Origin of the sequence: Treponema sp. UBA785 (assembly GCF_002297065.1) — a bacterium.
Taxonomy (GTDB): Bacteria; Spirochaetota; Spirochaetia; order Treponematales; family Treponemataceae; genus Treponema_D.
In genome coordinates, this window is the sequence record NZ_DBJD01000033.1 from 19,385 (window position 1) to 41,078 (window position 21,694).

20 protein-coding genes are annotated in these 21,694 nt (G+C 38.7%); 6 read left to right on the top strand and 14 right to left on the bottom strand.

All coding sequences use genetic code 11. From position 1 onward, the window contains the following. The 13 genes from B2X33_RS02560 to B2X33_RS02620 all read right to left on the bottom strand — a co-directional run. A partial coding sequence (locus B2X33_RS02560) for a signal recognition particle receptor subunit alpha (RefSeq protein WP_296667409.1) occupies positions 1 to 281 on the bottom strand: 281 nt, incomplete at its 3' end. A 37-nt stretch (positions 282 to 318) separates the two neighbouring features. Beyond that, complete coding sequence (locus B2X33_RS02565) at positions 319 to 1,380, bottom strand: NAD(P)H-dependent glycerol-3-phosphate dehydrogenase (RefSeq protein WP_296020024.1); 1,062 nt, start codon at positions 1,378 to 1,380, stop codon at positions 319 to 321. 231 nt (positions 1,381 to 1,611) lie between these two features. After that, complete coding sequence (locus B2X33_RS02570; protein WP_296667411.1) at positions 1,612 to 2,679, bottom strand: NlpC/P60 family protein; 1,068 nt, start codon at positions 2,677 to 2,679, stop codon at positions 1,612 to 1,614. A gap of 132 nt (positions 2,680 to 2,811) precedes the next feature. After that, the gene (locus tag B2X33_RS02575) at positions 2,812 to 3,567 is read right to left on the bottom strand and encodes a hypothetical protein (protein WP_296020031.1); all 756 of its coding nucleotides are present in this window, start codon (positions 3,565 to 3,567) and stop codon (positions 2,812 to 2,814) included. 241 nt (positions 3,568 to 3,808) lie between these two features. Further along, positions 3,809 to 4,834, bottom strand: a complete 1,026-nt coding sequence (locus B2X33_RS02580; RefSeq protein ID WP_296667413.1) for an LPP20 family lipoprotein — start codon at positions 4,832 to 4,834, stop codon at positions 3,809 to 3,811. A 43-nt stretch (positions 4,835 to 4,877) separates the two neighbouring features. Then, entirely contained in the window at positions 4,878 to 5,486 is a 609-nt protein-coding gene (locus B2X33_RS02585) for a penicillin-binding protein activator LpoB (protein ID WP_296020041.1), read from the bottom strand. A gap of 22 nt (positions 5,487 to 5,508) precedes the next feature. Then, positions 5,509 to 7,002 carry an outer membrane protein assembly factor BamD gene (locus B2X33_RS02590; protein WP_296667415.1) on the bottom strand — a complete coding sequence of 498 codons (1,494 nt, stop codon included), beginning with the start codon at positions 7,000 to 7,002 and terminating at the stop codon, positions 5,509 to 5,511. A gap of 91 nt (positions 7,003 to 7,093) precedes the next feature. Further along, a complete protein-coding gene (gene ispH, locus B2X33_RS02595; protein WP_296667417.1) occupies positions 7,094 to 7,987 on the bottom strand; it encodes a 4-hydroxy-3-methylbut-2-enyl diphosphate reductase in 894 nt (297 codons plus the stop codon). Between the two features lie 104 nt (positions 7,988 to 8,091). Next, positions 8,092 to 9,003: a protein translocase subunit SecF gene (gene secF / locus B2X33_RS02600; protein WP_296667418.1), complete on the bottom strand. Its 912-nt coding sequence runs from the start codon at positions 9,001 to 9,003 to the stop codon at positions 8,092 to 8,094. After that, entirely contained in the window at positions 9,003 to 10,751 is a 1,749-nt protein-coding gene (gene secD, locus B2X33_RS02605) for a protein translocase subunit SecD (RefSeq protein WP_296667419.1), read from the bottom strand. Before secD ends, secF begins: the two co-directional genes overlap by 1 nt. A 21-nt stretch (positions 10,752 to 10,772) precedes the next feature. Beyond that, complete coding sequence (gene yajC, locus B2X33_RS02610; RefSeq protein ID WP_296667421.1) at positions 10,773 to 11,201, bottom strand: preprotein translocase subunit YajC; 429 nt, start codon at positions 11,199 to 11,201, stop codon at positions 10,773 to 10,775. Between the two features lie 84 nt (positions 11,202 to 11,285). Beyond that, positions 11,286 to 13,022 carry a tetratricopeptide repeat protein gene (locus B2X33_RS02615; RefSeq protein WP_296667423.1) on the bottom strand — a complete coding sequence of 579 codons (1,737 nt, stop codon included), beginning with the start codon at positions 13,020 to 13,022 and terminating at the stop codon, positions 11,286 to 11,288. Beyond that, entirely contained in the window at positions 13,019 to 13,615 is a 597-nt protein-coding gene (locus B2X33_RS02620; protein ID WP_296667425.1) for a hypothetical protein, read from the bottom strand. The genes B2X33_RS02615 and B2X33_RS02620 overlap by 4 nt, the downstream gene beginning before the upstream one ends. Positions 13,616 to 13,756: 141 nt before the next feature. Between B2X33_RS02620 and B2X33_RS02625 the strand changes: the two genes are divergently transcribed. The 3 genes from B2X33_RS02625 (at position 13,757) to B2X33_RS02635 (ending at position 17,347) form a co-directional block, all read left to right on the top strand. After that, the gene (locus B2X33_RS02625) at positions 13,757 to 14,746 is read left to right on the top strand and encodes a tetratricopeptide repeat protein (RefSeq protein WP_296020058.1); all 990 of its coding nucleotides are present in this window, start codon (positions 13,757 to 13,759) and stop codon (positions 14,744 to 14,746) included. Then, positions 14,730 to 15,863, top strand: coding sequence for a lytic transglycosylase domain-containing protein (locus tag B2X33_RS02630; RefSeq protein ID WP_296667428.1), 1,134 nt, complete (start codon positions 14,730 to 14,732; stop codon positions 15,861 to 15,863). The genes B2X33_RS02625 and B2X33_RS02630 overlap by 17 nt, the downstream gene beginning before the upstream one ends. A 158-nt stretch (positions 15,864 to 16,021) precedes the next feature. Continuing rightward, positions 16,022 to 17,347 (top strand): OmpA family protein, encoded by a 1,326-nt coding sequence (locus tag B2X33_RS02635; RefSeq protein ID WP_296667430.1) that lies wholly within the window; start codon positions 16,022 to 16,024, stop codon positions 17,345 to 17,347. A gap of 22 nt (positions 17,348 to 17,369) precedes the next feature. Here B2X33_RS02635 and purN read toward each other — a convergent pair whose 3' ends face one another. After that, entirely contained in the window at positions 17,370 to 18,008 is a 639-nt protein-coding gene (gene purN, locus B2X33_RS02640) for a phosphoribosylglycinamide formyltransferase (RefSeq protein WP_296667432.1), read from the bottom strand. Positions 18,009 to 18,164: 156 nt separating this feature from the next. On the opposite strand from purN, the gene B2X33_RS02645 reads away from it, so the two are divergent. From B2X33_RS02645 to B2X33_RS02655, 3 genes are all read left to right on the top strand, one after another. Then, positions 18,165 to 19,781: a WD40 repeat domain-containing protein gene (locus tag B2X33_RS02645; RefSeq protein WP_296667434.1), complete on the top strand. Its 1,617-nt coding sequence runs from the start codon at positions 18,165 to 18,167 to the stop codon at positions 19,779 to 19,781. After that, positions 19,778 to 20,341, top strand: a complete 564-nt coding sequence (locus B2X33_RS02650) for a hypothetical protein (protein ID WP_296667436.1) — start codon at positions 19,778 to 19,780, stop codon at positions 20,339 to 20,341. Before B2X33_RS02645 ends, B2X33_RS02650 begins: the two co-directional genes overlap by 4 nt. A 187-nt stretch (positions 20,342 to 20,528) precedes the next feature. Next, the coding region (locus B2X33_RS02655) for a hypothetical protein (RefSeq protein WP_296667438.1) at positions 20,529 to 21,694 on the top strand (1,166 nt) is incomplete at its 3' end.

Below are 21,694 nucleotides of genomic sequence, written 5' to 3' on the forward strand. Positions count from 1 at the left end.
TGCAAGTCAACCTTCTGGTCGCCGAGCATTTTTACAATGCGATCATAGATAATTTTTACAAACTGCTGTCCAGGATCTACAGCGCGCAGAACTTTTTCGCCTTTAGCTTCTTCAATCGTAGCATTAACAAAGCGACGCACAACACGAAGGTTCACATCGGCTTCAAGAAGAGCCATTTTTATCTGTTCAACTGTGTCTTCAATATTTTTTTCTGTAATCGTAGATTTTCCGCTCACAGTACGGACAATATTACTGAAAGTATTTGTAATTTTTTCAAGCATTTTTTATTCCTGTAAACAATCAGCTAATTTTTAAATTTTAGTCAATTTTTCCTGTTGTCAAAAGGTCGTTAATCAAGTCAGCAGGTTTTATTTCCTTATTGAGAATTCTATAAAGACCTTCGCAAATCAGAAGTTTAATACCAAGCTTAGCAGCAATTTCGTGCACATATTTGCAGGCAACAGCACCTTCCGACAAATAGCCGATTTCGCCAATGCGCGCAATAAGGTCATCAAGATTTTTAAATTTTTCAAGCATGTCTGTTTTTATCATATCCTGACCAAAACGGCGGTTACGTCCATATTTTGAGCGGCAGGTTACATCAAGATCGCCTACACCGGCAATCGAAGTAAATGTTTCTGGATGTGTTGCTCCCATAGCCATGCCGAGAGTTTGAATTTCGTTAAGTCCGGCAGCAAGAAGCAAAGATTCCGTATTATCGCCAAACTGATCCGAATGTTCAGCAATAGCGTCCAATGCGCCAAAAACAATCGCAATTACGTTCTTTGCGGCGGCACAAATCTGAACACCAATAACATCAAGCGAAGAATAAACCATAAGTCCAGGAACATGCATAAGTTCCCGGAAACGAATAGAATTTTTCGCATTTTCAGAAGCAGCAATCAAACCTGTAAGTTTTCCCATTGCAACTTCCTCTGCATGAGAAGGTCCGGCAATATAAACAAGCTGACCTTTATAACATGGAGGCAAAACATTTTCCAAAGTTTCAAGAACAAGTTTCGGTCCTTCGGCAGAAGTAATAAAACCTTTTGTAATTACGCCGATAGTAACATTTCCCTGCTTAATATCATCAACTTCAAGCAGCTGCTTAGCAGTAGAAGCAAGATAGAGCGAAGGAGAAGCAAGAATCAAAAATTCTTTTCCGCTGGCAACTTCTTTTATATCAGAAGAAGCAGTCATATTTTCAGAAAGAGGATAGCCCGGAAGATAGCGCTTATTTTCATGATTGTTATTTATGCCGTCAACTACATCCTGTTCGCGCGCCCACATCTGAACCTTATGTCCACCACGGGCAATTGCCTGTGCAAGACCAGAACCCCACGCACCAGCACCAATAACACCAACATTTTTAGATACCATTTAAGACCTCGTAATTTTTTCTCTAATAAAGCCAATAAACCACAGAGATAGTATTCTAATTATAGCAACTTATTTTAACAGGGGCAATTACACGCTATTTTTTGTATTTATGGGCGTTCCGGCAACAAGTTGCCGTCCGGCTTTTCAGGGTTGCATTGTTTTCTTTCATTGCATTCCAGAAAACAACACCTCCGGCGCCCTTACAATCCGTAACGCATTCACAATTATTTCTTAAATTTCAGGAATAATTCTTCCACAGCCGTAAAATGTTTTTTTCCAGTAATTTTCATTCAAACCGCTGATAATTACACCAGTTCTTGGACCGCCGCTTGCCGCATTTAAAAATAAATTCTGTTTTCCAAAGTCATTTTCTCCAGGATTTTTTCCTAAATAAATACCAACATGCGTAATTCTTGAATCAGAAGCGCCCTTAAAAAATATTAAATCGCCAGGAAGAGCTTCTCCCAACGAAACAGGAGATGTCTGATTGTAAATATCCTGGGCGTTTCCCCTTACATCTATACCAAGGCTCTGTTTTGCCGTATAGGATACAAGTCCAGAACAGTCAAAGCCCGGTCGTGGAGTTTTTCCGCCCCAAACGTAGCTTATGCCTTTATATCCCATTCCAAAATCAATAAACTTTTTACGCATATCTATTACAGAATCCATTTTTTTCTCGGACTCTTCAATCGACATAGTTTTATTATTTTCATCCTGCCGCTCCAGCAGTTTTTTCTGTTCATTTTCTTTTACAACAGGTTTATTTGCCGTAGTTTTTCTTTTTGAATCTAGTTTCTGTTTTTTTTCAGTTTTGTTTTGGTTTTCTAAAATTTCTTTTTCGGAATTTTTTTTCTGAGAATCTGCCTTTTGTGTCTGTCTTACAGAAACATCTTCTTTTTTTGACTGTCCCGTAGAATCCGTTGCCGTATTTTCAGTTTTTGTCTTCGCTGTGTTTTTTGCAGGCTTATTTTTTAAATTCGCCTTGTTTTTTTCAAGCTCTGCCTTTGCTTTTTCTTTTGCCGAAGAAATCTGGCTTTTTGAAGAAGCAACTTTCTGGCGCTCATTTTCAATTCTTTTTAGAATATCGAGTTTTTTTTGCTTTACGCTTTCAAAAAATTTAGAATTTTCAGCTTCTATTTCTTTTTTTGAAGGCTCAACAACAATTTTATAAAAATCGCCTTCTTCAATCCTTTGGTTTTCAAAAATATCATCGCCTTTGTTATCTGCCGCATAAACTGCAAAAGATGAGAGAAAAAGAACTAAACTAAAAAAGAATGCTTTTCTTTGAGAATTTTTCATATAACCAGCCTGAACAAAAAATCAAATTCATTGGATTTTCTTCTAAAAAATAAAAACTTTGTCTGCAAAAGAGACAAAGTTTTTATCAGAAAATCAAATCACATAAACTAAATAATTAAATCTTAAAGTAAATTATTTAGCATCAAGAGTCTCTTCAGCTTCAGTATTAACTTCTTCGCTGTTTGAAGTAATCATCATGTTCTGAAGTTTAAGAGAAAGAGCTTCTTTCAAAGCTTTTCCTTCGTCAGTATTGTCTTCGATAGAACTCATAGCGCTCTGAATCTGAGCATCATAAAGTTTTTTTGTCATGCCCCAAACAGCATAGTATTCATAATAAACCTTTGACTCTTTTGCTTTTTTTGATGGCTTTACTTCTTTCTGGATCCAATATGAAGCAATTTTTTCAAGACCGTTAAGCTCAACGGCAGAAACAGCCTGCTTGTACATATTCAATTCTTGTTCCAAAGAAGTTGGATCTTTTACATCGCCAGACTGTTTTGAACGTCCTTTCTGAGCAGCAGAAACAGCTTTTCCAACAATTCTCTGCATTTCATCACCAACCTGAACTTCTACATCAACCAAGTCAGCCCACTGCTTTGTAAATTCAAGGTTATCGCCACGAGAAACTACAACAAATGGCTTTTTGCCGGCAATTCCTGGCATAATCGGAGAAAGATATTCTGCAGAATAATTTCCGTTTCCAATTTCAACAACCCACTGAGGAATTTCTGAACCAAATGATGCTCCCTGATAGTCAAGAATCGTTACGTAATTCTTCTGAACTTTAGCAGCATTGCCTTTAATTCCAGAACCAGAAACTTTTGTAGTTCCACAGCTACTGAACAGAGCAGCAGCTACAACAGAAAGAATAAAAATAGTCTTTTTCATTTTATTTCTCCCACAAAAAGTCAAGATTAAAACTTGAGTTTTAGGATTGACTTTTTAAGTTGTTCCGCAACGAAGTGAGAAACAACAGATTATAAGAAAGTTTGCAACGCAAACTTGTAAAGATAAAAACAGACGCCATTTTCGGCTATTTTTATCTTACCTCCTGCTAAAAAATTTGCAAAGCAAATTTTATTTTTTAACAAACCGCCAAAAAGACGGATAAATCCTAAATAAAAAACAGTTACCTAAAAGAAAGATTATTCATATAAGAATCAAAATTTTTGCTGAATTCTGTTCCTATATTTTTCTCCAAAACCCGATAAGTTCTATTTTTTGCATCGGATTCAGAAGGAGCACCTTCCCTTCCTTTTAAGTTTATTGCAAACAGCGACTCCGACTTCAAATTATCAGAAAAATCTAAGTCCAACGTATAAACGCAATATGTAATTTTTCCTTTTTTTGAAATTTCGGAAGAATAACTGCCTTCAAGCCCGTATTTTTCTTTTTTAGACGAAGATGTTTTAAATCCGTACTTTGAAAAAATGTTTTGAAAAGCAGATTTTATCTTATTTTCCTTGTCGCCACCAACCCTTATATAAATCGTAATTCCTTCGGCAAACTTCTTTTGAGCAGCCTGCATACTTTGAAGCGAAACAATTTGTTTGCTGATTGCATTTCCCTGCTCAAAATCAATTACTGTAAGATTTTTAAGCAGCCTGTCGTTTTCAGAAGCAATGTCAGCAGCAAAACAAATCTCACTATAACCGTAAAAAGAATGCGGATTTTTTTCAGACTCTGCTACAGACTGTCTAACAACTGCATCGTTTTTCTGTATAAGATCCAAATAAACAGCGGCTGTCTTTTTTCTGTCAAGAACTGCAATTGCATACCACTTCTTTTCAGGCGAATTATAAAAATATTCTGCAATTTCTATTCCAATCAGATTTTCTGCTTCAATTTGGCTCGTTATATTCTGCTGCAAGTTTCCAGAAGAAGAAAAAGAAACTTTTCCGTCAGAAAGCGCCTGTTCCATTTTTTTTGATGCGACACTGTTCGACTTTACTGTCTGCCCGAAAATAGAAGAAAGGTTTTTTACAGCTTCAAGTTCTGCACTTTCCCGATTTTCTCCAGAGCCAGTTCCGTTCATATAAGTTTCCGAAGGATAAACGCTTGTCGGCAGAGTTGTCCATTCCGGCATTTTCTTTTTTGCGCCAAAAACTAGGCAGACAGAGAATATAAAGGAAAAAACAAAAATGCTTTTTTTCATAAAAATCCTTAAACTTTCTTACGTTATTGAATTTTGCAAACTGTTAGAATTTTACAGCAGATTTTTTTATATACTTCTTAATATCGTTGTTCTGATCAGACCAAATAATCTTGTTTGTTTCCAAATCAATCAACTGCATATCAACCTGGTAAGTTCTTACCTGCTGTCTTCCGTCAGTATCTACAATTGTCGTAACAGTGCCCTGGAGCATAAAGTCTGCGGCAGTTTCGTTTCCGATAGATTTAGCAGTTTCGTAAGCATTCTCTGCCTGATCGTATTTTTCTGCACGCAACTCTTCTCTCTGGTTTGCATCCGCTACAAATTCCAAAGTTCCGTCATTGATAATTACATTCTGAAATCTTTTTGAAAGAATTGAAGTGTCAATATGTTCAACGCTCTTGTTTTTGATAGTTCCAATAATTACAACAGGTGTTCTGCCTTTTGCGCTCTTAAAATTTGCAACGCGTTTTGACTTTATGCACGAATCAATCAAAGCTGTGCAAACCTGATTAACATCGTTGTCGTTCCAATATCCGCTCAAATCTTTTACGCTTTCTTCTGCTCCATATCTTTTCACAGAAGTAGATCCGCAAGAAAAGAAAAACAACGAAGAAACAACCAATAAATTTGCCAATACTACTTTTACTTTCATAAATTACCTCTCAATAATAAATCTATTTTATACAAGAAGAAACAACCAAAGAAGGTTTTCCTTCTTTTACCTCAGTTTCAAAAGGTTTTTCGACTATACTTCCATCAGAAAAGCGATAAACCACCTTTCCCTTATATAAGCCAGAAGGAACAGTAAAACCTGCGGCATTTACAGTTTCTGGGAAAAATTCTCCTTGACGAATATCAGCAGTTTCGGTCAAATCAATAGCCGAAAGACCAGCTGCCGTTGAAGAACAAAGCGCGTCAAAAGCAATCGAAGCCAAAGTATAAGCAATGCTTCTTCCCGAAAGCATTTTTAAGCCTTCATAACTAGCGTTTATACTTGCAATTCCTGCCACAATTCCACTGACTTTTTTCGTAATACTGCGGTTCATGCTTGCAGCGTATTCTTTTCTAGCTCTAAGTTTAACAGATTTTTCCAAATTTGCATTAAAATTTTCTATTATAATAGCACTTTTGGTTCCCACATTATTCAGCACAACGTCAACACTGCTTACAGTAGATTTTCCCGCATAAAACGGATAGACAAATTTAAACTGAACAGGAAGAAGGCGATAAGAAGAATTTCCAGTCGGAACATAAAAATATGTAGACTTTGAAGGAAAATAAACTTCTTTTGCAGTCTGTTTTCCAATAAGACCAGCAAGAGCAAGAACGTTAACGCGTCCTTTGCCGGAAGGAATTGCTGAATCAACAGAATCAAAATCTTTTACAAGCGACTTTAAAACAATAGAATCAGAATCAACCTGGCTTTTATCGCCATCTGCCTGTCTTAAAATTAGACTTAAGTATCTGGCAAGAGATGATTCCTTATAAACGTCTTTTTCGGTTGGCTTCTTAGGCAAATCGGCTGTAAAAACTGAAGAATCAATATTATAAGCGCTCAGAGATTTTGCGTCCTCATCAAGCTTTTCGCGGACAGAAGGATCCAGGCCATTTTTTATCAAAACTTCACCGTAAAGACGTCTGTATTCAGGAAGTTTTACGTCAGAAAGTTTGGTGAGCTGGTTTACAGCGCTGTTTAAATCTCCCTGCAAATAGTAACAAAGGGAATTCATCGTGTTTACAAGAAGATACTCGTAAACATTGCCCGTATATTCTTTTAAATTTTCGTTGACAATCGCTTTTCCGATTGATTTTGTAATGCTTTTTGTAAGCGTGTCAAACATCTGCGCGTCAGTCTTTTCAAAAACAACCGAAGCCTGAGCATATTCACCAATAATAAAATAGAGCATAGCAAGGTCAAGATTGTCCCTTATATCTGCCTTTTTTCTTGTTTTGTACAGCATCATTCCAAGACAAGTAGAATAATTTCTCTGATTGTAGGCTTTTTTATACTCTTCTTCGTTGTATTTGATTGGCTTTACTTTTTTGGAGTGCTGTTTTTTTTCAGCCGCAGCAATATTCTCTAGTTCTGTATCTTCTATATTTGAGGAAGAACATGAAACAAAAAAACATGCCAACAGAAGTATAAAAATTTTGATAATTTTTTTCATTTTAAGCTCGCAACCGTGAATAATCTTCAAAACTATTTTTAATTTACTCGAACCATTATTGAGTATGATAGATGCAAAATCTAAAAAAAAACTAAAAACTATTTGACAGAGTTTTTTCAACTTCATCAATCACATCGTCTGGAGTGCTTGCTCCTGCCGTAAGCCCGACTTTTTCAAGAGAAAAAAAATCTTCAGGAATTTCAGCTGCCTTTTCAATCAGGGCAGCGTGTTTGCAAAGCGACTTTGCTTTTCCGTAAAGCCGATTTGTATTTGCGCTGTTTTTTCCGCCAATTACAAGAACTCCGTCTACTTTTTTGCACAAATCCGTCAAACTGTCCTGACGGTCGTAAGTTGCAGGACAAATAGTGCGCAAAACTTTCAAATCAGGAATTTTTTCTTTTAAAACAGCGGCAATTTCATCAAACAGTTTTACACTAAAAGTCGTCTGGCTTATCAAAACACAGTTTTCCGGCACATTTTCTGAAAAAAGTTTTTTATATTCAAAAACAGCATCTTCGACAGATTTTACAAGGACAAAATCGAGTTTCTTTCCGGCATCTTCCGCGCCACGTCTGGCCGCTCCCTCAATTCCAATCACCTCTCCGTGGTTTGCATCTCCCGTAAAAAAAATAATCCAGCCGTTTTTTGCAAAATCTGCACATTTTTTTTGGTTGGCCCGCACGATTGGACAAGTTCCATCCAAAACTTTTGCACCAGTCTTTTCAAGCCCTTCTTTTATTTCTGGAGGAACTCCATGCGCCCGAATTACAACCGTATCTTCTTTTTTTACACAGGAGATTTTTTTTTCATCAAGAATTTTCAATCCGCGGTTTTCAAAAGTTTTTAGGGCCAAAGGATTGTGAATAAGAGGTCCAAATGAATAAACCTGTCCGTTTTTATTTTCTTCAAGTGCACTGTCTGCCGTTTTTACAGCATGCCGCACACCGGCGCAAAAACCCATTTTTTCTGCACGAATAATTTTCATAGAATTTAAATATCGCATTTTATAAAATTCATTACAAGCAAAAAAGCATAAAAAAAAGCCGCAGATAAAAATCCACGGCTTAATCATTCATTAAAAGTTAAAAGCTATTCGCTTTTTTCTTCTGAACGAACATTTGCTTTTGGCAAAACTGCAACAGGTTTCCAATTTTTTCTTACTGTTGCGATGAATGAACCTGCAATGAACAATGATGAATAGCATCCGGAAATAAGACCAACTACGAGCGCAATTGCAAAATTCTTGATGTCGCCAGTTGTAAATACAACGAGAGCAAGAACAGCAAAAAGTGTTGTTATTGTCGTAATTACAGAGCGACTCAAGGTTGCAGTAAGAGCGCTGTTAAGAATATCTTTGAAAGTTTTCGCTTCCACAATCTTCATATCAGAACGAACGCGGTCAAGAATTACGACTGTTGCATTAATTGAATAACCGATAATTGTAAGAATTGCGGCAATTGAGGTCGTTGTAAATTCAAGCTGTGACCATGTAAAGAATGAAATCATAATCAAAGCGTCGTGAATAACGGCAATTACAGAGCCAAGAGCGGCATCCCACTTAAATCGGAACAATGTGTATGCAAAAATCAAAACCAAAGTCGCCAAAACCAAAATAATAGAATCACGAATCAAAGATTTTGAAAACTGCGCGCTTATTGACTGGCTCTGTTCAATTACAACATTCTCGTTGCCATATTTCTCTGCAAGAACAGACTTAACTGCATTTTCTACACTTTCACCAGATTCAGTGCGAACCTGATAAGTATTTTCATCTCCAGCAGACTTTACAGAAGCGTTGATTTTATTAGAAGAAAGAAGTTCTGCGATTTTGTCAGAATCTGTTTCTGCCGCAACACTAACCTGAATGTTCTGGCCAGGTTTAAATTCAAGGCCCCAGTTCATTCCGCGAACACAAAGGCTTACAATTCCAGAAACAATAAGAACTGCGCTCAAAACAACTGCTGCAGGGAAAAATTTACTAAAATGAATTATTTTTTTCATTACTGTTTAACTCCCCAGCCGATACTGATTTTTTTCTGTCCGATTACATCTGTGTTAAAGTCAAACATAAGGCGGGAAATTACCAGTGCTGTAAATACTGATGAACACACACCAATTGCAAGAGAAACTGCAAATCCCTGGATCGAACCAGTACCAAGCTGGCTCAAGAACAGGGCGGCGATAAATGTAGTAATGTTAGAGTCCATAATTGCCCAGAATGCGTTGTCAAAACCGGAAGCAATTGCTGCGGCACGGCTCTTTCCAAGCGCAAGTTCTTCCTTTATGCGTTCAAAAATAATTACGTTGGCGTCAACAGACATACCAACTGTAAGAATCATACCGGCAACAGAAGAAAGTGTAAGTGTAAGGTTGAATGCTGAAAGCACAGCGAACATGATGTACATATTGAGAATCTGTGCAATAACTGCATAAAAACCAGCACCCATGTAATAAACAATCATAAAGATAAACACAAGTGCAAGACCAAGAGCCAAAGCCATCATTCCCTGATGGATTGCCTGTTTTCCAAGAGAGGCGCCGACAACCTGCTGGCTTTCAATCTTTAAAGGAACTTCAAGATAAGAAGTCTGAAGAACCTTCTGAATATTCTGGGCTTCTTCTACACTAAAACCGCCAGAAAGACTTACGTTTCCACCAGTAATAGCCTGGCGAATCGTAGCAGCAGATTTTACTTTGTTGTCGTTTACGATTGCAAGACGTTCGCCTACGTGAGCGCCTGTAAAGTCAGCAAAAATTGTTGCTCCTGCAGAATCAAGAGAGAAGTTTACTTCTGTCTGTCCTGTTGTCTGGTCGCGGCTTACCTGAGCTGATTTTACGTGATTTCCATCGAGGGCAATCTGTTTTTTAACTGCAATGTATCCAATTCTCTGGTCAAGACCATAAGAATCTTTTGTATAATAGCCGAAAACTTCAGTGTCTGAAGGAATTACCGATGGGTCTGCAAGAGAGCCGTCTGCCTTAAAGGCGTCAGGTCCAACAGAAGCATAGTAAGCGGCAAATGCATTTGTTGCGTTTTCATCAACAAGGCGGAAATTCAAGCTTCCTTTGCCCTGAATAATAGAATTTACGCTTTCACCATCTGCCTGGCCTGGAATTTCGATATAAATTCTGTCTTCACCCTGCTGACGGATAACCGGAGAAGTAAGACCGAATTTATCGATTGAAGATGTAAGTGTCTCCAAAGCCTGTGTCATTGCCTGTTCTTTAAAAGCATCTGGATTTCCAACTTCAGAAGTTTCTTTCTGCTTAGCAAGCGCCGCATCCAAGTCTGCCTTTACAATAATGTTCATACCGCCAGAAAGGTCAAGACCAAGTTTTACAGACGAATTGTAATTATGTTTTGCTTTTAAATAGAGCGAGCGGTAATAATCTTCAAATACCGACTGCAATTCCGATGAACTTGAAAATGCGGAGAGAACTGCTGCAAGATTCATGTCCGAAGGAACATCTTTTTTAGCAGCTTTATATGCTTTTTTTGCTGCTTTTACAACGTAAGAGTAAGATTTGTCCAAAGAAGCATTTGCATCTTTGTTTGCCATTTGTTTTACAAGGGCAACTTCCTCTCTTGCTTTTTTCTCTGATTCATCCTTGATTTTTTCAAGTGAACTCAAAGCCACTTTCTGAATCTCATCTGGTGTACCAAAATACCATTTTACCGACGGTCTTAAAAAAAGCGCGCAAACGGCAAGTACAACCAAAATAAGAATAAAACGACTACGTTTATTCATTTAATAATTCCACCCTGAAAACTATTTATTTTCTTCTTCTGCTGCATTTTCTTCTGCAGAAGCTTCTGCTTTTACTTCAACAGCTGGCTCTTCGGCTTTTACTTCTTCAGCTTTCTTTGCTTTTTTAGAAGAAGCTTTTTCAACTGTTTTTTCTGTAACAACTGCAGAAATTGCAGAGCGTGAAAATTCAATCTGAGTATTTGAATCAACTTTTACAACAACTGTTTTTTCTTTTGTAGAGCTTACAGTTCCGTGGATTCCACCGATTGTAACAACTTTGTCGCCTTTTTTAAGGGCGTTAATCATTTTTTCAGTTTCCTTCTGTTTTTTATTCTGCGGACGAATAATGAAGAAATAGAAAATTGCAATGATTAAAATAAACGGAACTACAGACATAAGCATGTTGCCCTGTCCCTGAGCACCATTCTGCAATAAAGGTATAAAAGACATTTTTTCCCTTCCTTTTTTATTAAATTTTTAGCCTTAAAAGAATAACATTTTGATAATATTGTGGCAAGGCAAGAATAAAGATGTCTATTTGGACAGAAGCGTTTCAAGCTCTGCATTTAACAGCAAAAGGCTCTCATCTGCCGGAGAAATTGCAACTACTTGTTTTAAATAATACTGAGCCTTTCGATATTCTTTTTTGTTAAAATAAATTTGATACAGACGAAAAAGCGCATCCTTGTTGCGTGGGTTTGCTGTAAGGCTCGAACGCAAATCCACCATAACCGCATTTTCATTTTTCTGCAAAAAGCTTCGCTCGTAATAGAAGAAACTTTTCATTTTTGAAGATGCCCCGGAAAGATTCTGTTCAATAAGCTGAGAAGCCTCAGAACGCCTGTCGGTAGCAACAAGAACTTTTATATAATTTTGCAAGACCGCTTCGTTTTTTGGATTTTTTTCGTAAAGCGAAGAAATAATGTCCCACGCTTCGCTGTTTTTGCCAGACGCAAGACAGACATCAATGTGAGTAAAAATGCATTCTGCAGGAATGTCTTTTATTTTTATAAGGGCAGAACTTGTTTTGTAAGCTTCGTTCCATTTTTTCCGGCTTACAAAATCATTCACCTGAATTTTCATAGCCTCGATGTTCGTGCTGTCCGTCAAAAGAACCTTTTCTGCAAGTTCGCCAGCGGTTTTTCCATTTATTTTTGAACCAGTTTCCCCGGCAAGGCTTGCCGCAGTAAGAAGAATTTCTGTATCGTCAGGATAAAGAGAAAGCGCTTTTTCGATTGTCGCGCAGGCCGCCGTCATATTTTTATTCCAGTCTTTTTGAACTTTTGCGCGCAAAACAAGATATTCCCGGCTGTCGGAATTTGTAAGCGCATAAACATCAAGCAAGGAAGCAGAGCGAATATAATCGCCTTTTTCCGCAAGAATTTTCGCTCTGAACAAAACAAAATAAGAATTTTCCGGTTCCTGCTGCAAAACCCGTCCAACATAAAGCTCGCTTTCTTCAAGGGCGCCAAGCGCAAAAGCATTTTCTGCGCAAAGTTTTAGCGCCGGAGAATAAAACTGATTTTTTTCGAGAATTGATTTTGCAAGTTCGTAAGATTTTGAGTAATTTTTTAGCTTAAAATTGCAGTCAGCCAAAGCATAGCAAGTCTCTATTGTTTGTGGAGAAGAATCAAAAGCTTTCTCAAAAAAAACTAAAGCGTTTTCAAAATCATTCTGTCTGAGCAAAAGCAAGCCCTGCAAAAAATTAGCAACAACGCTTTCTGGATTTTCTTTTAATGCCAAAGAAAGAGATTCTTGTGCAAGCGGATAATAATCTTTTCTAGTTTCGGAAGTTACGAGAACTAAAGAAGGAAGAACCAGTGTCAAAAAATCGGAACTTCCAGTGCTTTCATCGTAAATTCCGCGCTTTGCAGATTCAATTGCGCCGGTGTAAGGATTTGGCGGCAAGCCTTCAAACGGCTGAAAATTCACTTTTTCCTGCTGCCACAAAATCGTCATAAAAGAATATGCTGTGTTTAAAAGAATTTTTTCGTTTTCGGTATAGAATTCTGCATTTTTCCGCAAAATCGAATATGCAAGGTTTATAGATTCTGGAGAGCCGTTCTCAACAGCATTGACCGCTTCTTCTGGAATTCCTGAAAAAAATTTTTTTTCTTTTTTTGGAGGAAGCGCTATCGAAACTGATTCCGAGAGCTGCGCGCTGTACTGCCCTTCCAAATGATTTTCCGCCTGCAATTCATTTTTTGGACTTGAACCGCAGGAAAAAAATGCAAGAGAAAAAACAAAGGTTATGTAAAAGACCGGCTTCATTCCTTTGCATCCTCTTCAAAATCATTTTCAAGGCTTTCGCTTTTGTCGTAAGGAAAGTGCGCGGCCGGATTCTGCTGAATTAAAAACAGAATTATGAGGCAGATTCCAAGAAAAACTGGAAACAGAGGCCAGAAAATCGAAATCCACTTTCTAAAACCCATCGAAATCAAATTGAGAGAAAAAAGCAAAAAGTAAAAACCCATTCCGATTAAAAAAATAGACGGAAAAAGGTAAGAAACACGAATACGCCTGTCTTTTGTAATTCCTGTAAAAAGAACGCTAAAGCCTGCAAGAATTATTGAAACCGGCCAAAGACCTTCGATTCCAAACGGAACAAGTCCGGAACCAATAATCATAAACAAAAAACCGGCAAGAAGAGCGTAAAGTCCAAGAAAAAAAACTAAGGCCGAACTGTATTTTACTAGAGAAAAATAAAAAACAAGCGCTCCGGCAACAGTAAGAATAACGGTCCAGGTTTCGACATGAGCATTAAAATGACTTGCAAGACGCGGAAACAGAAGAATTCCTGCCAAAATACAAACAACGCCGAGAGCCAGAATAATATTCAATGTTGTCGCTGCCAGTTTTTTCATTTTTGCCCCAAATTCAGATATTAACTCTAGCTAATAGAATACAACAAGTTTCGCCCTCTTGCCAATAAGAAAGCACTTTGTTAATCTTTAAATATGAAGATAAACTTGAGATTTTTTGTGTTTTTGTGTCTTGCGGCGCCTTTGTTTTTTTCTAATTTTTCATGTTCATCTAAGAAAAAAAATGAAAATCTTGTCCAGTTAAACCTTCTTCTAAATGAAAAAAATCTTTCGGCACAAACCAGATATGCGGTAATAAATAGAATTGCGAATTCGCTTTATTCTTCAAAAAATTCAAGCGAAATGATTTTGTTTTTGACGGACTGGGTAGAAAAAAATCCGAAAGACATTTACAACGCATATTGGCTTTTGATGGTTGCTTCAAGCTACCTTGAAAACGGAGCAGAACCTGTCGCAGAATATTACTTTAACCGGATACTTAAAAATTATCCGGATCTTCTTGTTCAGGGAAAGTCAGTTCACTTTATCTGCCTGCAGCATTTAATTCAAATCAGCACAGATTCCACAAATAAAATTTCGTATTTTAACCAGCTTGTAAGCCGTTTTCCTTCGCTTGTGAGCATTACAGAAATGTATGTACGGCTTGCGCTTGAGTACGAAAAAGAAGGCGAATACAATCAGGCGCTAAAATCCTACTCGCTATTTTTAAAACAGCCTGACGCTTCGACAATCCAGATTCCTGGAATTCCAGACGCTTATTCAAATGCCAGAAAAATGGTCGATTTTTCAAATTCGACAAAGGACTGGACATTTGAATCCCTCGACGCTTTGGAAAAAGCTGTCAAAACCGCAATAAGACGCTACGACTGGCGTTCTCTCGACAAATATCGCTCAAAAGTAAATTTCTTTGCAATGTCCTGGAAATCAAGCGAAACAGATGCGAACGCGCTTGAAAATTTCTCGATGAAAGGTTTTATGGTCGGACAAAGAATCCGCTACAACGAAAAACTCGATGAGTCTTCAAATCCAAACGAGGCTTATTTGAGAACAACAGGTTGGAGCCCTTACATGCCTGTCTGGTACCTGTATTTTAGAAAGGTGAATTTTCCTGTAGACCCGGAAATTCACGGACGCTGGGAATGGGCCGGAATTTACTATGGTGAAAAACTGTAGAATAAAAGTCATTTTTGCAATCCTGCCTTTTTTTGTCTTTTTAAAAAACCAAAATTCTGTAAAGGCCTGTGATTTTCTTGAAAAAATTACTCCAGAAGAATTTTTAGAGATTTTAAAGACACAAGAGCCGCAGGAATTTTCGTTTGACGAAAAGCAGGCCGGCGGAATACAAATTCCTGATTCGCCTTATGCAAAAAAACAGATAAAAAAATACATTGAGCAATACACAAAACCTTTTGGAAAACGGCAGCTTTCTGAGATTTTAGACAACGGGGAGCTTTACCGACTCTACGTGCGTCAGGAACTAAAAAGAAAGAACCTGCCTGCTGCCCTGGAATATCTTCCGGTCGTAGAAAGCGAATACAAGCCTCTTGCCGTAAGCAAAAGCGGAGCACGCGGACTCTGGCAGTTTATGGACAACTCGATTGCTGGACTTTTAAAAAAGAATGAATACATTGACGAGCGTTACGATCCTTGGCTGAGCACAGACGCCGCCTTAAAAAAACTCGAAGAAAATTACAGGCAGTTTAGGGACTGGCCGCTTGCAATTGCCGCTTACAACTGCGGAGCCGGCGCAATGAAGAAAATTTTGAGCAAAAGCGAAAAAAAAGATTTTTGGTATATTTCGGAAAAAGGACTTTTGCGCGACCAAAGCGTTCAATATGTGCCAAAACTTCTTGCAATCTGCATTCTTGCGACAAACGAAAAAAAATATGGAATGTCTTTGCCAGAAATTACATCTTCTAAAAGATACGCAGAATTTGACTTTTTGACCACAGAAAAACAGATAAACCTGGACAGGCTTTCTTCCGAATTAAAGATGGAGCCTTCGATTTTAAAAAAACTGAATCCTGCCCTTCTGCAAAACTGCACGCCTCCAGACCAAAAATATCAGCTTCGGCTTCCTGATGGAATGAAAGAAAGCGTAAAAATTGCCTTGAATGAAATTTTTGCGGAAAATAAAAACAATTATTCAGCAAGGCATATTGTAAAAAAGGGAGAAACTCTTTGGTCTATTTCTAAAAAATACGGAACAAGCGTTTTAAATCTCCAGAAAATAAACGGATTAAAAGACGGAGATATTCTTTCTGAAGGTAAAATTCTTTATATAAGATAAAAAAATGCCGAAAATGAGGACAAGGGATAGGAAGGGTGAGAGCAGCGAAAACAAACGCCTGCGTTTGGTCGGAGGCGAATGCCGTAGCCCTGGATAGCCCGGTTTTTGCGAAGCAAAAATGGCCCCGTACAAAAAAAGACAGTCTTTTGGAGATTAAATTGAAAAAAGTTTTTTTATTCACGTTTTTTTTTAGCGCCTGCATGGTTTTTGCACAAAACGGCGACCTCGAAAGCAAAAGCAGAATTGACTGGACAAAAAACAATTTTAGTTCTTCAGTTTATCTTGACTTGGAAAAAAGCAATATTGCAATGCCTTCCGGAAAAATGAGCGCGGTAAACCGGATAAAAACAGAACTGCCGGATTTGGTAAAAGAGCCGCTTCTTTCTCTTTTGGTAGACAACAAGACCCAGCTTGCAGACCTTATTTTTGACAACACAATTACTCTCGAACAAGTTGGGAATATTGTAGACGGTTCTAAAAAAAGTCCGGGCATTTTTGTAAATTCTGCCTCGGTTTTAAAAATTGACAGCAGCCTGAGCACTCTCGACATTTCTTCGCTTTTAATCCGGCACAAAACCGCCTACAAACCGCTGCCTCCGTTGCAAAATATTCCAAGCCGTGTTTATACAGGAATTATAATCGATGCCCGCGGCGAGCTTGACGTTCAAGGTGAATTTACAAAAGACGAAATTATGCCGTGCTTTTTCCCTAAAATTTGGGACGAGGATATGAACTTGATTTATGAGCGCAATACTCAAGATCCGGAAATTGAAAAAAAAGAAGGGCTTGTTCACTACGACTGGACGGAAGACGAATCTGTCTACGCCCAGAGAATTGGACTTGATCCGCTTTACATAAACGCAAGAAAAGTTTTTGGAAGATTCCGCACGGATCCTGTTATTTCTAAAAGGGACGCCTTAAAAATTCTTTGTATTCCTGAAAATGTTGAACTTTTAAAGCAGGGAAAAATCGTAATCCTTTTGGACAAAAAAAATCTTGTTAAAGACATTGCTGTTCCGCAAAAAACTGAACAATACTATGCCGACCTCCGCGAAATTAAACAGCGTCTTTTTAACGAAGAAGAAGCGGCTTCAATTCAGGACACAGCGAGAGGAATTCAGATTCTTTATGATTTGAAATTTGTTGCCGACAGTCCAAAGCTTCTGGACGGCGAAGTGCAGAAAGTTAAGAAACTTGCCGAAAGCCTCAAAAAATTGAATTCTGACAACGCCTATACAATTTTGATTGAAGGGCACACTGCCGATGTAAACAAGCCGCAGGGACAGATGAAACTTAGCATTGAGCGAACCCAGACCATAATCGACGAACTCGTAAAAAACGGTCTGGACCGTTCAATTTTCTCTTACAGAGGATACGGCGGCACCCAGCCAGTTGCTTCTAACGAAACAGCAGAAGGCAGGGCTCAAAACCGCCGCGTAATAATTACTGCAAGACCAAAAGCAACTTATATCCAGCGAAATTAAAATTCGCAGGGCAAGCATGCTTTTATTTTGAAAGCATTTCTGCCAGCTGACAAACGCCTTCGACCATTGCCTGGTGCTCTTGCGGGGCAATGCGCGCGTAAAGAGTTTCCGGAGTGTCGCCAGGCATGACAGGCACTTTTTTCTGAACAAGGATTTTTCCAGTATCACAACCGCTGTCTACAAGATGCACAGTACAGCCGGATTCTTTTTCGCCAGCGGCAAGAACCGCTTCGTGGACGTTGTGTCCCCACATTCCTACTCCGCCAAATTTTGGAAGAAGAGCCGGATGCAAGTTTACGATTTTTCCTGAATATTCCTGAATAATTTTTCCGCTCAAAACTGTAAGCCAGCCTGCAAGAACGATGGCGTCGCAACCAGACTCTTTTGCGGCATTTAACGCAGCGTCAGAAACGGCAATGCGTTTTTCTTCCTTGCTGACGGTTTTTGCCTTTTGCTCACCCAAAACAGCAAATGGAGAAACGATTTTTGTCTTTATTCCTGCGTTCTGAGCCCTTTCGAGCGCATACGCTTTTTTTGTATCCGCAATTACAATTTCAATCTGATAAGGACAATTTTCTGTGTTTTTTTCGTAATCAATCAAAGCCTGAAGGTTTGTTCCGCCTCCGCTTACAAGAACTGCAATTTTTATTTTTTCTTTCATAAAAAAAATATACCACAAATAAAGTTTGTTTGACAGGCAAAAAAAATATTAAAGTTTTTTACTAAATCTGCCGAAAAGGATTTATAAAGAAAAACCCCCCCCCCCCCCGATTTTTAAAACAGCAACATTCGGAGGGTGATGACGGGAGCATTTTTTTTGAGAGAGTTACTTTATTCAGCAAAAATTAACATTTTCTTCCTGTTAATTTCATTGTTTTTTACATTTCCGATTTTTTCTCAAGTCGTAAAGACTCCTTTTCCAGTAACAAACCTTGCCTATAGCAAAGACGATGAGTTTTTTGCCTTTACAGAAGAAAATACCGTTTTTTTGCGCAGCTGCTCGACCTACGAACTTTCAGACACTCTAAACATTAAAAACATCGACAAAATAATGTTTTCGGCCGAAGGAAAACACCAAATTCTTCTGGCAATTACAAAGGACGGCTATTTTTCTGTCTGGAATACAGAAAATAGCGAAGACAGATTTCTCAAATTCAATAAAGAGCCTTATTTTAAGCTTGACTGCAAAAACGAAAACGAAATTAGAGCCGTCACTTTCAGCAAAAATTCGGACTATGTGGCAGTCGCATCCGACGACAATTCAATCAAGCTATTTTTTAAGCTGCGCTTTACAAAAGACGCGATTTTTAAAGAACTAAAAGGCCACGATTCAGAAATCTACAGTCTGAATTTTAGCAAAAACGAAAATTTTCTTGCAAGCACATCAAAAGACGGAACGGCGATAATCTGGAACTGCAATTCCCAGTCAGAAATTCTTAAATTGACAGAAATTTACACGCAGACAGAAATTCCTGTTCAATTTTTGGCAGACAACAGTTCAATAATAGCGCCAGAAAACGAAACAAGTTTTTGCATTTACAGCCTCGAAGGCGAAAAGCTCCTTTCAATCGACACTCTTCACAAAATAAAAGGAATAAAACCTCTCAATAAGGAAAACAAAATTGCAATCGTGACGGAAAATGACGAAATAGAGCTCTATGATCTGTCAAAAGAAAAATGGCTCGGCTACATTCCTTCGTGCGATTTTTCGGCCCTTACAGATTTTGAATTTAATCCGGACAACTCAAGGATTCTTATCGGCTACGAAAGCGGCTCGATTTTTGAATTTTTTGTAAAAGACGTGCTTTTATCTCCAGGACAAAAGCCTCCAAAAAAGTTTAGAAGCGCGGAAAATTACGGCGAATCAAATAGCGGAACCGGCTCCTCTTTACGCGGCTGGGGTATTACAAACGGCACTTTTAAAACCCGCCACGAAAAATATCTGTGCGTTTCTTTAAACCTGCGTTCCGCGCCTTCTCCATACAATCTGTCGGCAGGATTTTCATCTGCATTTTTAACATACGACCTTTTGCCGCCTTTTTACACAGGAATTTATGTAAGCCCGTACATCGGTTTTCCAAAATCAAACTATCCTTACAAATACACAAAAAACAACAGCAGCATGGATTCCCCAGTTCTTGCAGGGCTTGATTTGTGCGCGCCGTTCGGAATTTTTGTAATGCCTTTTGTAAACAACGAGATTGGATTTAGCGCGGAGATTTTTGCAGGAACCGGAGTCTGCCTTCTTTGGAACAGGAATTTTGGCGCGGAATCCGCAGCCTCAAAACCGTTCATTTCGCTCAATTTTGGAACAAAACTCGGAATAAACTGGAAATATTTTTCGCTAAATGTCGCGGCCCAATGGAATTCTGTCCAAAAAATTATGATAAGCACAGAACTTGGCGCAAATTTTAAAATCGGAGAAAAAAAATGAACCGGAAAACTCCAGTCTTAAAGACACAGTCTGCCTTTTCTGAACAATTTGATTTTCTCAAAAAAATTTTATTCACCTTTATTACAGTTTTTTTGCTGGGCGCTTTAAACAGCTGCAAAACTTCGATTGACGACGTTTTAGACAATTACAACACAAATTTTACAAGCACAGATTCAACTTCAGAAAAAACTTCAGGAATCGCGCCGGGAGAACCAGGCTTTAACGAAAAAAATATGCTTTCTCCAAAATATTTTCTGCGCTGCGACGGAACACTAAGCCTTTACGCGCCTCCAAGATGCGCCTCATATCAATGGAAAATCACAAAAGTCGAGGAAGTGACGGCGACAGGCCAGATGGGAACGGCCGTAAAAACAACCATCGAAAAAAACATAATCTGTAACCTTGCAAACGGCTCTTCAATGACAACGAGGGCCTTTTCGCTGTACGTGCCATCTTCAAACTTAAAGACCGGCACTTATAAACTTGCGCTTACAGTAACAGACAAGGAGGAAAACAGCTACACAGACGACTGCATAGTAATCATTTACTTTATGAACTAGCCCCCAAAAAACGGAGCAAAGTTTATCGGGCGGCTTTTTGCATGGCAAAAACCGGGTTATCCGGGGTTTCATTCGCAAGCGAACGGCTCCGCCGCCCCTACTACCCCTGCCGCAAAACAGGCGGCTTGTGCGCCTTGCGCACAATTAAAACTAACAAAAATTAACTGTTCTTTTATAGGAGGATGTTATGAAAAACAGAAAAAGCATTTTTGCATTCTTTGCAATCAGTGCCGCAATGATTTTTGCCTCGTGCTCAAATCTCACCGATGCAAACGTAAGTTCAAATTCAGAAAACAAAAACACTCTGAACATTGAAGTTACAAACTACGACGAAGTCGTAACTCAGGCTTCTAAAAGCGCAAACCGCGCAAGCCGTACAATTATCCCGGATTCTTTTGATTCTGACGGAGTAGATTTTTACCTTTACGGTACAAATACATCTGGAGGAACTTTTGGACCTGAAAAAGTGGATTTTAATGGAAATACAGATGCTGCAGGAGGCACTGCTTCAAAGACTGTCGGAACAATAAATATTCCGGCAAACAGCGCTGTATGGGAATTTACACTTGTCGCAGTAGCTAATGGAGATGCAGCCCCGACTGAAGCAACTCTTAAAGACAATGCGGTTCTTATCGGCTATTCGTCAATGGATATGCTCAACGGCGACACGGCAAAATTTACACTTTCTCCAGACGGTCTTACAAAAGAGGCACAAATCGCAATGAAGCTTTACACTGACGGTTGGAAACTTCCAGCAGGATTCACTGCAAAAGCCGGAATCTATCTTCTTACAACAGGAGCGGACGCCGGAGCAGACGCCACCCCGACAGAAAAAGATGTTACTTTTACAGACGCTTCAATTGACGAGGCACATGCCGTAGATTACGCAATTGCTTCTTTTGCCCCTGGAACTTATCTTTTCAAAGTGACTTTTGAAAAAACAGGCTCAAATAAAAAGTTCTACTGGAGCGACGTTCTTGTTGTTCTTCCTGGAAAAACAGTAGAAAATGCAGTTGGTATTCCAAACATAATCGGAACTGCGCCAGAAGCTCCGACAGCATTTAAAGCAGGCTATGTGGAAAACAGCGAGGACAAGTTCTCCGGCTGGTACACTACAGCATTTGAATGGGAACGTGGTTCTAAAAACGAAAACAATTTTGAAATCGAAGTTCTTGAATTTAACGATGCGGACACAGCAGTTACTCATCCAACCACTGACGATGAATGGACAACAGCTTTAGCAGACGGAAAATCTGTAACTTATGGCAGCAAATTGAGCACAGAAGCAAACTACGAAGGCGGCTCTCTTCTTTCTGGAAACACAAAGGCTCAGCTCCGCCTTGAACTTGGAAA